This is a genomic window from bacterium, from assembly GCA_030649055.1.
Taxonomy (GTDB): Bacteria; Patescibacteriota; Minisyncoccia; order UBA6257; family JAUSGH01; genus JAUSGH01.
In genome coordinates, this window is the sequence record JAUSGH010000014.1 from 1 (window position 1) to 13,658 (window position 13,658).

General features: G+C 45.0%; 13 protein-coding genes and 3 tRNA genes. 13 read left to right on the plus strand and 3 right to left on the minus strand.

Translation table 11 applies throughout. The features are described from left to right. The 3 genes from Q7R85_03270 to Q7R85_03280 form a co-directional block, all read left to right on the plus strand. Positions 1 to 958 (plus strand): site-specific DNA-methyltransferase (locus tag Q7R85_03270; GenBank protein ID MDO8585114.1); only part of this gene is annotated, 958 nt, incomplete at its 5' end. Positions 959 to 962: 4 nt separating this feature from the next. Continuing rightward, a complete protein-coding gene (locus tag Q7R85_03275) occupies positions 963 to 1,745 on the plus strand; it encodes a TdeIII family type II restriction endonuclease (protein MDO8585115.1) in 783 nt (260 codons plus the stop codon). A 30-nt stretch (positions 1,746 to 1,775) separates the two neighbouring features. Further along, positions 1,776 to 2,027, plus strand: coding sequence for a hypothetical protein (locus Q7R85_03280; protein MDO8585116.1), 252 nt, complete (start codon positions 1,776 to 1,778; stop codon positions 2,025 to 2,027). Positions 2,028 to 2,213: 186 nt separating this feature from the next. Here the strand turns inward: Q7R85_03280 and Q7R85_03285 are convergent, their stop codons facing one another. The 3 genes from Q7R85_03285 to Q7R85_03295 all read right to left on the minus strand — a co-directional run bounded on the left by Q7R85_03285 (position 2,214) and on the right by Q7R85_03295 (position 3,514). Continuing rightward, entirely contained in the window at positions 2,214 to 3,152 is a 939-nt protein-coding gene (locus Q7R85_03285; protein ID MDO8585117.1) for a D-alanine--D-alanine ligase, read from the minus strand. Positions 3,153 to 3,154: 2 nt separating this feature from the next. Continuing rightward, a complete protein-coding gene (locus Q7R85_03290) occupies positions 3,155 to 3,394 on the minus strand; it encodes a hypothetical protein (protein MDO8585118.1) in 240 nt (79 codons plus the stop codon). Between the two features lie 26 nt (positions 3,395 to 3,420). Then, positions 3,421 to 3,514: transfer RNA gene (locus Q7R85_03295), tRNA-Ser, on the minus strand. 93 nt (positions 3,515 to 3,607) lie between these two features. On the opposite strand from Q7R85_03295, the gene infB reads away from it, so the two are divergent. The 10 genes from infB (at position 3,608) to Q7R85_03345 (ending at position 13,621) form a co-directional block, all read left to right on the plus strand. Further along, positions 3,608 to 5,050, plus strand: a complete 1,443-nt coding sequence (gene infB / locus Q7R85_03300) for a translation initiation factor IF-2 (GenBank protein MDO8585119.1) — start codon at positions 3,608 to 3,610, stop codon at positions 5,048 to 5,050. 1 nt (position 5,051) lies between these two features. After that, a complete protein-coding gene (rbfA, locus tag Q7R85_03305) occupies positions 5,052 to 5,402 on the plus strand; it encodes a 30S ribosome-binding factor RbfA (GenBank protein MDO8585120.1) in 351 nt (116 codons plus the stop codon). Positions 5,403 to 5,437: 35 nt separating this feature from the next. Then, on the plus strand, positions 5,438 to 5,728 hold the full coding sequence (locus Q7R85_03310) for a hypothetical protein (GenBank protein ID MDO8585121.1): 291 nt from the start codon (positions 5,438 to 5,440) through the stop codon (positions 5,726 to 5,728). 61 nt (positions 5,729 to 5,789) lie between these two features. Next, positions 5,790 to 5,861 (plus strand) — tRNA-Cys (locus Q7R85_03315). 119 nt (positions 5,862 to 5,980) lie between these two features. Beyond that, a tRNA-Leu gene (locus tag Q7R85_03320) sits at positions 5,981 to 6,062 on the plus strand. 61 nt (positions 6,063 to 6,123) lie between these two features. Beyond that, on the plus strand, positions 6,124 to 6,324 hold the full coding sequence (locus Q7R85_03325; protein MDO8585122.1) for a hypothetical protein: 201 nt from the start codon (positions 6,124 to 6,126) through the stop codon (positions 6,322 to 6,324). An 18-nt stretch (positions 6,325 to 6,342) separates the two neighbouring features. Continuing rightward, positions 6,343 to 7,887 (plus strand): hypothetical protein, encoded by a 1,545-nt coding sequence (locus tag Q7R85_03330; GenBank protein MDO8585123.1) that lies wholly within the window; start codon positions 6,343 to 6,345, stop codon positions 7,885 to 7,887. Between the two features lie 17 nt (positions 7,888 to 7,904). After that, a complete protein-coding gene (locus Q7R85_03335) occupies positions 7,905 to 11,402 on the plus strand; it encodes a Ser-Thr-rich GPI-anchored membrane family protein (GenBank protein ID MDO8585124.1) in 3,498 nt (1,165 codons plus the stop codon). A gap of 61 nt (positions 11,403 to 11,463) precedes the next feature. Then, the gene (locus Q7R85_03340) at positions 11,464 to 11,931 is read left to right on the plus strand and encodes a hypothetical protein (GenBank protein MDO8585125.1); all 468 of its coding nucleotides are present in this window, start codon (positions 11,464 to 11,466) and stop codon (positions 11,929 to 11,931) included. Positions 11,932 to 12,022: 91 nt separating this feature from the next. Beyond that, on the plus strand, positions 12,023 to 13,621 hold the full coding sequence (locus Q7R85_03345) for a hypothetical protein (GenBank protein MDO8585126.1): 1,599 nt from the start codon (positions 12,023 to 12,025) through the stop codon (positions 13,619 to 13,621). Positions 13,622 to 13,658 lie beyond the last annotated feature (37 nt).

A 13,658-nucleotide genomic window follows, 5' to 3' on the forward strand; every position in this document is an offset into this window, starting at 1 on the left:
ACTTGCAAAATTCAACCTCGTACATTTTCCGGGTTCTGATTTCAAATATAAAATCAATCAAGGGAAATTTGATGAAAAGAAATTTTCTATCGAAAAAGAGCGTGAGTTTTTACCTATTTATCAAAAACTACTCAAAAAATACTCAATCAAACTAAAACAAGATAAGTCAGATTCTTTCCTTGATATTTGGTTTATGGATAATGTTCGTCGAGAGATAGACCACGTTTTTCAAACAATAAAACAAGAGAAAGATATTAAGACTAGAAAAATACTCGCTCTTATTTTGAGTAGAACAATTAGGTCATGCCGTGCAACTACACACAGCGACTTAGCAACACTTAAAGAACCTCAACTTACGACTTATTACTGTTTTAAGCACAAAAAAATCTGCAAACCACTTTTCTCTATAACAAGCATGCTCAATCGCTATGCACTTGATACTTTGAGCAGAATCAGAGAATTTAAAAGATTACGCAAGCCTGTCCATTATTCTGTATTAACTGGTGACTCAAGGGCTGTAAATATTTTTGAGAAAATAGAAAAGCAAAACCCAGAGTTTTCTAAAATTCTAAAAAAGCAAAAAATAGCAGGTATTTTTTGCTCACCTCCTTATGTCGGGCAAATTGATTACCACGAACAACATGCTTACGCATATGACCTTCTTGGATTTAAGCGTAAGGATGATTTAGAAATTGGTCCGCTTTATAAGGGACAAGGAATGGAGGCTCGCCGGTCATATGCACAAGGAATTGCGGATGTGTTAAATAACTGCAAACAATATCTCAAAGCTGATTTTGATATTTTTCTTGTAGCAAATGATAAATATAATCTCTATCCAGAAATTGCAGAAAAGGCGGGAATGAAAATTGTAAACCAGTTTAAACGACCTGTGTTGAACCGAACGGAACGCGATCGAAATCCGTATTCAGAAATTATATTTCATTTTAAAGTAAAATAATTATATGGCTTTATCTAAAGAGCAAATTACAAGTGTTGAAGAAGTTTTGAAAGCAAGTTTGCGCAACAAGTTTCAAAACTATAAACCGGAGCCGGCATCAATGCCTTTTCATACGCGATTACTTGGTAAGGATAGACTGGCTTTGTATTCCTTCATTCATTCGCTCAATACAAATTTCGGTACGAGTATTTTCGAGCCGGTTGGCCTTGCTTTAGCACAAAAGAATTTCAAAATGGCTGTTTCTCAAGCTACAGCCGGAGACCAAATCAGTACAGGCGCGCAATCTGAAATCCAGAAGATTATTGATGGTCTTATTACAGCAACAAGTTCGCCAAACAAAAAAGAAGAAATCGAAAGAATACGAAAAGTTTGTCAAACAGGCGATATGATTAAGGTAAAGCCAACAAAAGTTGATCTACTGTTTGAATCAAAAGACGGTGGATATTTCTTGTTTGATATTAAAACTGCAAAACCAAACGCCGGTGGCTTTAAGGAATTTAAGCGCACATTACTTGAGTGGGTTGCAGTTGTTTTGGCAAACAAACCTAACGCAGAGATAAATACTTTTATTGCAATTCCATATAATCCTTACGAACCAGAACCTTATACCCGATGGACAATGCGGGGAATGTTAGATTTAGAAAATGAGCTTAAAGTAGCAGACGAGTTTTGGGATTTCCTTGGTGGTAAAAATACCTATAAGGATTTACTCGACTGCTTTGAGAGGGTTGGTATTGAGTTGAGAGATGAAATCGATGCCTACTTTAAGCGCTTTAACAAGAAATAGTCCGCCCCGAATTTCGCCAAAAGAAAACGGATGGAGCAAGCGGAGGATTCCTCCCCAGACCCCTCCTCCTCCGCTTGCGAAATCCAAATTAGTCGAGGTTTTGCGGAAACCATTCCCCCAGAAAAATGCTTCCGCAAAACCGAGTCCGCATTGTTCCGCCACCTGCCCGAATACTTGGAGGGCAGAACACCAAAGAAAAATGTCCTTTCCATTTTCAAGAAAAATTTCACCCCCGCCAAATCAAGAAAGCAAGAGACATTTTTCTTTGGTGTTGCCGAGTGAAGCGAGGCAGTGGCGGAACGATACGAGCGTACGATTTAGTTTCAAGCCACCACGCACGCGGGGCGTGCGCATTAGTCAGTTTGATGTTCGAAAAAGGTTCGAGCAAAGTGTATGATTACAGCACAAATGCAAAATTCCCCTCTCGGGGGATTTTGCATTTGTGCGCGAGGAATCGAACGGCCATCCCTACCTCATTGCCGCTTGCACAATGTTGTCTAAAAGCTCGGCGGGTGGTAGGCCGAAGGCGCGCGCCTCCTGCGGAACCAAGCTCGTTTCCGTCATGCCGGGGATGGTGTTGATTTCCAAAACATAAATTTTGCCGTTTGCATCCATAATCATGTCCGTGCGCGAAACGCCGCGGGCATGAATGGCGCGGTGTGCCGTAAGCGCCGCGCGCTGAATTGCTTTTATTTTTGCTTCCGGAAGATTGCGCGGCGGCGTGACTTCTTCGGATGCGTTCGGAGTGTATTTCGCATTAAAGTCAAAGAAGACGCTGCCTTTCAAAACAATCTCCGTCGGCGGAAGTGCTACGGTTTTTTTATGCCCTGAGCTTGTCGAAGGGGCGATCTCCAATACCCCGCACGTGAACTCGCGGCCGGAAATAAACTGCTGCGCGACGATGTTTGGTGAGCATTGTTTTGCTTTTGCAATTGCTGCCGGAAGCTCGGCTGCGGTTTTTACAATACTCACCCCGACGCTTGATCCGCGGTCGGCCGGTTTTATTACAACGGGAAATGTTTTGATTTTCGAGGGGTCCATTTCCGGAGGCATATTTAGCCCGGCATTTTTAAATGCCTGCGCCGCCGCAATTTTATCCATACCAAGGCGGCTCGCTTTGGCGTCCGATCCGGTGAAAGGAACGCCAAGCGACTCCAGCAATGCCTGAATCGTGCCGTCCTCGCCATATTCGCCGTGCATGGCGATGAATGCGAGGTCGTAGTCGCGTTTGAGCGTTTCGGGCGCAACCGGCCATTTGCCGTCTTTGCCGATGACCATCGGCGTCGCGACATATTTTTGCGGATCAAGATTTTTCACTACCATCGCCCCACTTTTCAGTGACACCTCATGTTCGGCGGACGGTCCGCCCATGAGGACTGCGATGCGGAGTTTTTTTGTTGGTTGCATATTTATTCCTCCGACCCAAGCCGATGTTCTACGACCCCTTTTTTCTGTTCAATAGTGGACCGCAGTTGTTCAACTTGCGCGGTTAGCTCACGTTGTTCTTTCTCGTCTTGTGCTTTGGCGAGCTGTTCGGTAAGCGCTTCCAATCTCTCCTGCTGTGTTTGTAAGTACTGTATGTCCCAATCCGCAACCCCCACTTCTTGTGGTAACTGTTCCTCTAACCCCTTCGGCATTTCTTTGCTCATGGTAGGAATTTATTAATGTTTAATTTTGGCGGTGAGGGAGGGATTCGAACCCTCGATACGGATTTAAACCCGTATAGCAGGTTAGCAACCTGTCGCCTTTAGCCACTCGGCCACCTCACCAATATGTATACAGCGTACTAAAAAGGGGATTTATAAGCAAATAAAAAGCAACAACTTTGACATTCAAGGCGAAAAAGTATAGTATTAAGCGATATGAAGCGCCCACCGGTTATTGTTGTTGTCGGACATGTGGATCACGGAAAGACCACGCTTCTTGACTATATCCGCAAGGCAAACGTCGCCTCCCGAGAGGTGGGGGGTATTACGCAGTCCATCGGGGCTTATGAAGTGGTACATCCTTCGACAAGCTCAGGAAATAACGAGCGCATGACGTTTATTGATACCCCTGGACATGAGGCGTTTTCTAAGATGCGACGTCGCGGCGCGAACATCGCAGACTTGGCAATTTTGGTTGTCGCAGCGACCGACGGCGTGCAGCAGCAAACAAAAGAGGCCATTAAGATGTTGCAGGAAACTGAAACGCCGTTTGTGGTTGCTATTAACAAAATTGACTCGGCCGGCGCGGATGAACAGAAGGTGAAAAATGAACTGATGCAGGCCCAGGTGTTCCTTGAGGGGTTCGGAGGCAATACTTCTTGGCAGGCCATTTCGGCAAAAACCGGCAAAGGAGTGAGTGAACTGCTTGATTTGTTGCTCTTGGCGGCAGATTTGGAGGAGCTCACGTATGACCCTGCGGCAGTGGCGAGCGGCTACGTGCTTGAAGGAAAACGCGACGGCAAGAAGGGAATTGTCGCGACGGTTATTTTGAAAGATGGGACGCTGAAAGTCGGTGACATGATTCAGACCGGGACCGTGTCGGGAAAAATTAAAATATTGGAAAACTTTTTAGGTGAACGTGTTGATGAGCTTACCCCTTCAAGTCCGGCGCGCGTTTTGGGATTTGAGGCGCTTCCGACGGTTGGCGCGGAGTTTCACGCCGCGAAAGCCCTTGAAGCGATTATGCGGGTTATTGCGAAGGCGCCGGAGCGTGTTGTGAAACAAAGACTCGCGGAAGGCGAAGCGGAGTTGAATCTTATCCTCAAAGCCGATGTTTCGGGATCGCTGGAGGCACTCTCCGGCATTATGAAAAGTTTGCCGCACCCGCCCGAGCTTCGCGTTGCTGTTATTAGCGAATCCGTTGGCGACATTACGGACGGCGACGTGAAAGACGCTATCGGTCATCACGCCACCATCATCGGTTTTCGGACGCAGGCGACAAAAGCTGCTGAGGAGCTTGCCCGCGCGCAAAGAATTGACATCGTGCAATCGGAGATTGTGTATGACCTTGTGAAGGCGATTGAGGAACGCCTGAAAATAAAGGCGCGAGAAAAATCGCTGGGTATTCTTGAAATACTCGCCGTGTTCGGGCGTAAGGGAAAGGCGCAGATTATCGGCGGTAAAGTCACCGAAGGAGAAATTAAAAATAACGCGGAGCTGGAAGTGACGCGCGGCGAGGTACTTCTTGGCAGCGGAAAAATTATTAACCTGCAGCACCAGCGTGTTGACGCACCGGTAGTTGTGGCAGGGAAGGAGTGCGGACTGCTTTTCGACGCAGAGATAGAGGTGAAGGTAGGGGATAGACTTGTCATGCGATAATATGAAATTCCATCGCAAAGAGCGTATCGCAGAACTTATCCGCGACGAGTTGAGTAATTTTTTCTTGCGCGAGTTGGAGTTTTCCGGGAAGGTTTTGACTATTACAACCGTTGAAGTGTCGGGAGATTTGAATCACGCGAAAGTGAAGGTGAGTATACTTCCCTCCGGCGGAGAGGAAGATATTTTAAAGAAACTTATCAAAATGCGCGGGCATTTCCAGCATTTGTTGAATTACAAGATGAACATTCGTCCGATGCCGGAGATTCGGTTCGAAATTGATCATGGGCTTGAAAAAGCCGCCGTCCTTGAGAAGGATTTTATTCAGATTGAAAAAGAGGAGAAAGGGCGGTAGGATAGAGGGAGTTCTTGGATTTGGGAGGTACGCGAATGACCGATCGTAAGGCGAGGGAAGTGTTGAGGATGTACCGCAAGTGGTTCCGCGATCGCCACATCCCGAAGCGTATAATGGATCACGATCTCGTGTGCCCATCGGCCGGAGCGGCGCTTAAGCATTGCCATAACATGCTCGACAAGATGGAGAAGATGGTCGGCGTTGCTGAGGACAAGGAGAAGTTCGCGCGGTGGCTCGGGTTTATCCAAGGCATCCTCTGCGTGTGCGAGCACTTCACGCTCAAGCAGCTGCGCGACCACAATCGTTCCCGGAGCCGTCACCGCTGACGGCTCTTTGTTTTGGTAAGTTGAAAAATGCGGCGACATATACTACAATGTGAACATATAAGGCCTGGTAGCCAAGTGGTAAGGCGTCTCTCTGCAAAAGAGATATGCGCGAGTTCGATTCTCGCCCAGGCCTCCGCAAATTTTTCCCGTGAGCAGGGCTAACGGTTGAAAAATTTAGCGCCTCGCCGTAGCTTTAGCGAAGCTCGCCTACGCTCTTATGAGCTTCGGCGGAGCGAAGGCGGGAACATAATTGCCCGGGTGGTGAAACTGGTAGACACACATCCCTTAAGAGGATGCGCTCCAAAGCGTGCCGGTTCGAATCCGGCCCCGGGCACTGAATTACTTCCTCACGTACATAAATATACCGCTTAATAAAAGAGGTGTATATTTTCAGTATGGACGCAGACATGTTGAGGAAGCTCGAGGAGCAGGATAAAAAACTGGAACTGATCTTGAAATCGGTGGAAAGCACCCGCCGCTACTTCATGTGGACGCTCATTATCAGCGTGGCGGTGATTGTTTTGCCGCTCATCGGGTTGGTGCTCGTGATTCCGAAACTCTTAAGCACCATGAGTTTGGGGCAATATGGATTATAGGAATGATATAAATAAAAAATGATCAATCAGCAATTACTAGATTACATTAAGCAATCACTGGCGCAGGGTTCAGGTAAGGACTTCATTAAAAGTTCTCTGATTGCGAGTGGTTGGCAAGCGGCGGATATTGATGAGGTGTTTGGTTCTTTGGTTGATGCTTCCCGTCAATCACCCATAAAGAAAGTGAAGAAAGATAAAGTTAAGAATTGGAAGTACGGTTTGGGCGTGGGTGTTACCATCGGCGTAGCGCTGGTTGTTGTAGATCTGTTTACTATGGGTCTTTTGAGTATCTTGCTGAATGCAGTATTGCTCCCCATTTTTTATCCTATTAATTATTTCTACCATATTTTCACAAATGAATGGATTTTTTGGGGTAGTATTTTATTGTCCGGACTTCCTCAATCTGGTGGATCAATGTATGGCGACAGTGGTCCAATGTACTTTTATGAAACTATTTTATATTTCTTCAGTTCAATTTTATTCAGCGTATTAATTGTTAGGAAGGGTTTGAAAAAGGGGTTCGTGTACGGTTATTTAATAATTTTATTAATAGCGAGCATATCCGCACTAGTGTCCGGAGTAAAAATGATTAAACAAGCTAATGACAACTCTGATAGCAAAGTGAGTTTTTTGCAAGATCTAGATAGAAATATAGAAGTTATCGCAAAAAGTCCACTAGATACCAAGCGTGAGGTTGACGGACGGGCGATTTATTTTTACGCGCGTCAACATAATAACTTTGATCGATATAGTTCTTTGAATTTAAGTTTTAGACGTTACAATTCCCCAATTATTCCAGCGATTAATCCTGTGTATGATAATGGTGGAAGTGTAACGATTGGTGCTAGCGGGGTTAATAAGATTGTGATTGGTTTGTCGCCCGCCGAGGAACCTTTTGTGAAAGTAAGTAAATTTTATATTCTCGGCAGAACTAATCCGGGCCCCACAAGGTTGGAACTTAATTATTCAGGTAAATACGAGATTGAGCTCGAACTACCTATTCCTACTGATTTTGATGAGCGTGGCAAGATCTTAGTACGCAACATCGGCATATCTCCAGCCGGATTACCGAAAATTCAGGTGAGCTTTTTACCCGTTGTGGCAAGGCAATCAGCTGTATCTATAAAATCGACCTCATATGATTTAATGAGTGAAATACTTGCGGCGTTGAATATAAAAAATGTGAGCTTAGTAAAGACATCGCTTGAGTGGAATACGGGAAAGTATGAAACGCCGAATGGAAAAATGACTAAAGAGGTATTTAATGGATACGGCTTTGAGGTTACGCGGTCGGCGGTCGAAAATGAAACCTTGAAGGCAATGGGAAAAACAGACGATCTAAATATCGGATCACGCTTTGGCGGCGCATTAAGTAATCGAGGGTTTGTATTTGACGGGGTTAATAGTGGGGATGCTACATTTCATGCGACGTTGGGCTATGCAAAGGGGGATTTCATTTGCGTGATTAAGACCCGGATAACCACGCCGCCTGAACAGGTGGGTGATCACACTCCTGTTGCCACGGTCGACACTGTGGCTTGCGCGGACAAAAATGATAAATAAAATGCACTGACTACTATATGAATGACTCTCGTAAAGGCTTTATTGTCCCGATAATCTTGATTGTTGTCGCGCTTCTTATCGCTGGAGGAGGCGCGTATTTAAGGTATCGGCAGGAGAATAAACTAACGCAGCAGAGTAGTGAAACTGTAGGCTGGAAAACGTACACTGATTCAAAGGTTGGATTTACATTTCAGTATCCGAGTAATGCTTCGGAAAACGCAAAAGAGGGTTTGGCATTTAGGGTTACGGTGAATGACTTAAATACTATGGGTGATGCGCCGTTGGGTTACGGCATAGACAACGCTTTAAAAGATAAAAATGCCCTATCTCAAGGAGATCCAAGCGTGCCTTTGGGTATGCCTGTGGCGGGTTCTTTAAAGATGTTGACCGTTAAGAGCGCGTTAGCGAAAGAGCTGGTTCTTCTCCAGGAGTTGGACGTCTGTGATGTAAGATTCGATCGCCAAGCGGTCATCTACAAAGATCATTATCAAATAATATTATCCTGGAGCTACAATGGAGCCGATGCTTTGAAGGGAACTGATATCCAGAAAAATAATCCGAGCTATTTTGGCGGAGGTGAATGTAGTAAATCCGAAAATATTTTTTGGACATACAAGGATAAGCGCGATAGCAGCGCGGATGTTTTTTATGCAGACCTTGTAGCCGGCAAAACTGATCCAGTGAGTCAAAACTGGTTTACTGCTTTTGACAAAATTGTTAAAACTTTTCAGTTTACGAATGTTGAAGTTCAAATAGCGCCTAAAGCGCCTTCGAACGAAACAGCTGGCTGGAAAACATACATGAACACGTCCGATGGGTATAGTATTTCCTATCCAGATTCTTACCATGTTGCATACGGCGACTCCCTCTTTAATTATGATGAAAATAAGTATGAGCGTGGCAATCCTAATGGTGTAAAGATTCAGGTTCAACGACACAGTAAAGAAAATTTTGGTTATGATTTAGCAACGAACGAGGGTGTCAAAAAGTTTACTGATAAATTGAATGCGGATCGCATAAAAAATGATGCTATAGAAAGTTCAAATTCAACTCCGATCACTCCATCTTCACTAGGTATTTTCAAATTCAAAAATAAAGTGCTTGGTGGCCCCGGAGGAGCGTTTGACGTATATTATACTTTTGCTAGCAGTGACACCTATTACATGGTTCTAGTTTGGGGAGAAACTAATGATCAGCAAACAGTTAATCAAATTCTTTCGACAATTAAAATAAGTGTAACTCTCACAACTCAACCGCCTATAGCAAGTGAAATCCCAAACATCATAAAAAATATAACGGTTGATGCCGAAACCGGAAGTCAAAAACCCGAAAACAATTCGCAAGTTATTGATCAGGTCAGAAAAGATGTACAGAACGGTAAGTTATTGTGGTTCAAAGACCCTGTAGAAGTCTCTAAAAAATACGGAATCCGTTTTGGAATTGGCGCGGGTGCACAATATGTTTTAGGACAAAAAGCAATTACGGGTGGAGATTCAGGTTTAGGGCACTCGACGGTGTTAGCTACTTACAATTCTAAATCGTACAGAATTGCCCTAATCACTGAACTTAGTCAGCCATCGATTTGGGTCATAAATGCTGTCACAGATGTTCAACAGGAAAATAAATTGAGGGTAAATTTCTTTCAAGCCGCTTCTACATACGATAATGACGGAGTAGGTCATCAAGAAATTGTAAGTAAATTTGGTGACGGGACTACGATGTATTATCTCAATGTCAAAAATCCTGTAGTTTCCTTTTACCTCAATCAGCCAGCAAATCCATCTACTGTAAATTCTGGTTCAATTATTGTAAAAGTGAATAATACAGTGCTTAGCGGAACTACTGCAAAAGCTGTTACGGAGCAAGCGTCTTCTCACGGAGCAACATTTCCAATGTACTCGGTTCAAGTTGATCTTAGTGGTGTAGCGAATTTGAAAAATTATGCCGGACAAAATATTCAAATTATTCTCACAGATAAAATTAAGGACAATTCTGGTAATCCACTCCAGCAATGCGATAGAGCATATAATAAAGGCGAATGTATAACAGATACTTCTGGTCAAAAAATAAAAGTTTTTGGCGCAGAATTAAAATTGTATTCTCAAACACCCTTAATCACCGTGTTGAGTCCGAATGGCGGTGAAGCGTACAGGGCGGGCGATACCGTGAATATACGTTGGAGTTCGAATTCGAATACCTCAAATTCTGTAAATATACGCCTACATCGAATCGACGAAACGGCAACGACCGACATCGCAAAGGGTGTTCAAAACAAGGGGAGTTATAGTTGGACCGTTCCGCAAAGCAACCCCGGAGATTCAATTATTCCATATATAGTTTGCGTAAGCGTTCCGGATGCTCAAGGTGTGGATAATATTGATAATAAGAATGCTGACTGCAGCGATAATAAATTTACAATTACCTCGGCACAAACTATCCAGAGTTCAAGTTTAAATTCAGGGACTATTTCGGTCCGCGCTATTGTGGCAAATATTAATGAGGTTGGAGACAAGTACGGATCGTACGGAATGAAATTTTCGCAGTCGAAATTAGCGGAGGTTGATCAGGCTCTTCAAAAACTTAATGTTTTCGTACAACAGAGTTCGTATGGAAAGACGCAGTTGCAAGGGAACACCATGGGAGTTTATGAACTCGGGAGCGGTGTGTGCAATCATACATCCTACGGAGACAGGGTTGATGATTTAATACAACGCGCGTTGCAAAAAGCAGACGCGCAAACGCCATTTGTGGATTATTCATATTATCTCATCGTCCATCCGATGCCGGATTGTCCCGATGGATCATTGTGGACTTTCGAGGGCAAAGGCCAATTTGTGTTGTATACACTAAATGGTAGAACTGTTCACTTGCGAGGGATACATATTTCTGATCTATCGGATGAATATCTTTTTCATGAATTTGGCCATAGTTTGGCGTATCAACCGAATACTGGCATCGGCCATCCTGATTATATAAATTGCCCAGTAACTACCTCCGGCGGTGTTACAACGATAGCGCTTTCTAACTCATGTCCGCATGTTTACGATTGGAATAATGGAAATATACCCGTGTTTACAATGATGTCCGCTAAAAGGGGGATACTATCCGATTACAGCGCGATTGAAAAAGAAATTATTGGTTGGCTTGTTGGTTCTGATTTTGTGATAACAACAAGCGGACAGTATAGTTTGTCGCCCATAGAGCAGAGTGGTCCCGGACCGAAGGCGCTTAAAATTCCAATATCGGGCACCGATTTTACCGCGTATGTTTCTTTTAGACAGCCGGTTGGATATACGTATCCCGACGCGCCATCGAATAAACCGAACGGCGTGACAATTGACATATCAAGCGCAGGGACAAAGAGTTTTCTCGTGACTAACAATGTGAATATGGACGCGCCGCTTCAAATAGGCGCATCGTACCGCATAGGTACGAGCGGCCCTTTTGTTACGGTTACGAATATTTCAAACAATCTAGCGTCTGTGACTTTGTCATCAATTGCTCTGCCGAGGTAATTGACTTATGGGTATGGGGTCAGACGGCAGGAATGCGTTTAACCCTCAAAAAAATAAACGTATGAAAACATTTTTAGTAGCTTTAGTTATTACACTCGCCATTGTAGTTGGCTATTTTATTCTACATAAACCGGCAACGCAGTCTACTATTTCAATAGCTACATCTGGTTGGCAGACATACGTAAGCGATCAATACGGTTTTGAACTCAAGTATCCGGATATCGCCGCGTACCTCAAAACACTGGACGGTTCATGGCTGGTAGGTGGCGGCAATGCGCCGATAATTGTTCCGGAAATAGGTTTTAATTATGGTTCCTGCGTTTCAACGGATAATTATTATGGCCCAGGTGAGCCTGTAAAATCAAAACGCACTGTCGCGGGTAGGGAATTCTGCCTTGTCGCGACTAATGAAGGCGGAGCGGCGGGAAGCGGTGGCACAAAATATGAATATGTTACGCATGTCGGCGACAACGATGTCGGCATTGTTTTTGAAGTTGTGTATCGGCTCAGTGAAAATTTTGACGCGTAATTAAAATCTTTTTTTGAAAGCATTCTTTCTACTTTTAGGTTAAGGTAGCGCCGGTTGGATATTTTCACGGCAAGTAATATAATAAAAGAATATGAAATCCTTTTTTATTGCCGTCGCGTGGATTGTCGGCATCCCGCTCACGATTGTTCTGATTTTCGCGGCGTTTGGCTATGCGGCAATTCGTTTTGATTTCTGGCCGCCGACGTGCAACATGATTCCTATTCCGCAGGCACGGCAGGTTTGCGAGTTTTCTAAATTAGACAAAGCGCCGAAAGGGAAATCGGCAGAAATTACGTTTTGGGTGACGGTGCCGAGTAATACACCTGCGGGTAGCAATGTATTGCTCGCGATTGAAGGAAAAGACCCGGTTGCGATGGAAAAAATAAACGGATTGAGTTTTCAAACGACCGTTGACGCGACAACGGGCGATACATTGAAATATGCGTATCTCCGCGGAGGCGCGAACGCGTCTTCGGACCAAAAAGAGTGGAGGGTGAAATCGTTCAAAAAAAACGTGTACGATTACGTTTCCGGATGGAGTGATATTGGGACTCCAGCGGCGCTTGCGTCTCTGCTTGGGCCCGCTGTTGAAATGTATGATACGTGGTCCATCAACTACAACATGCAGTTTTTTGAGGATACCAGAAAGAATTTGGATGTTACGATGGAGCGAATAAGCGCGATGGGCGGAAAGGAAATCGGCGTGTATAGTTTCATTGATATGGAGGGCGACCGGGAGAGCTTTACTGTTCAAGAGGCTCCGCTGATGCCACGGACAATTTGGGGGCAGGTAAAGCATAAATCCGGCCGTGACGCGTCCATTACCGAGAGCGAAATGAAGCAAATTGCGAAAACAGCGAAAAAGTACGGATTAAAAACAACGATCTATTACAACATCGGCGCCGATTATACGAAATACATAAACATTACGGCGAATCCGTTTGCCGCGCGGGGAAGCGGCGGCAATTTGGCGGAAAGGCGCGCGGGTGAGGACTTCGGCCGATATGAGCCAAAGACCAAAGCATGGCTTGACCGTTATTTCGGTCAGCTGGAAACGGTGCTGGTGGAGTGGGCGAGGAGAATGGAATTAGCCGGTATTGATGCGTTTGACATCACTCCGCACTATCGTCCGCCGACCGTGGCTCCGCTTGAGGAATACGCCAATGCAAAATGGCGTGAGATCATTGCGGCAATGCGCGAGGTGTATAACGGCAAAATTTATGCCGATGGCAGCCCTGCATACCGTGATGATGTAGACGGCGTGTATGTTTCCGCAGGCATTACTGTGCGACCAAGCGCGACAATCGGTGAAATGCGCGATGCGTGGAAAAGAGAGTTGCAGACGCTTGAGGCGAAGTTCGCGGGATACCGGAAATCTGTCATTGTGATGGCCGCCGTTTCAAGTTTTGACGGCGCGTTAAGCGGAAAATCCGGCATGGAATTCTTGGATTATGAGGAAGTGAAGGCGGCCGGCTATAAGCGCGATTGGCAGGGACAAGCGGATGCGTATGAGGCCTTTTTTGAGGCGCTTGCGGAAGGGTTTGATTTTGACGGCTTTGGGACCCGACTTTTGTCTTGGGACGACATGATGGGGCCGGAGTATATCCCTTCGCGATATAGCGATTTGGGATCGAGTATCAGAAGTAAGCCCGCGGAGGCGGTGTGGAAGAAGTGGGTGCTGGCGAAGTAAAATCAAAAATCCCCTCTGATGCACATCGGAGGGGATT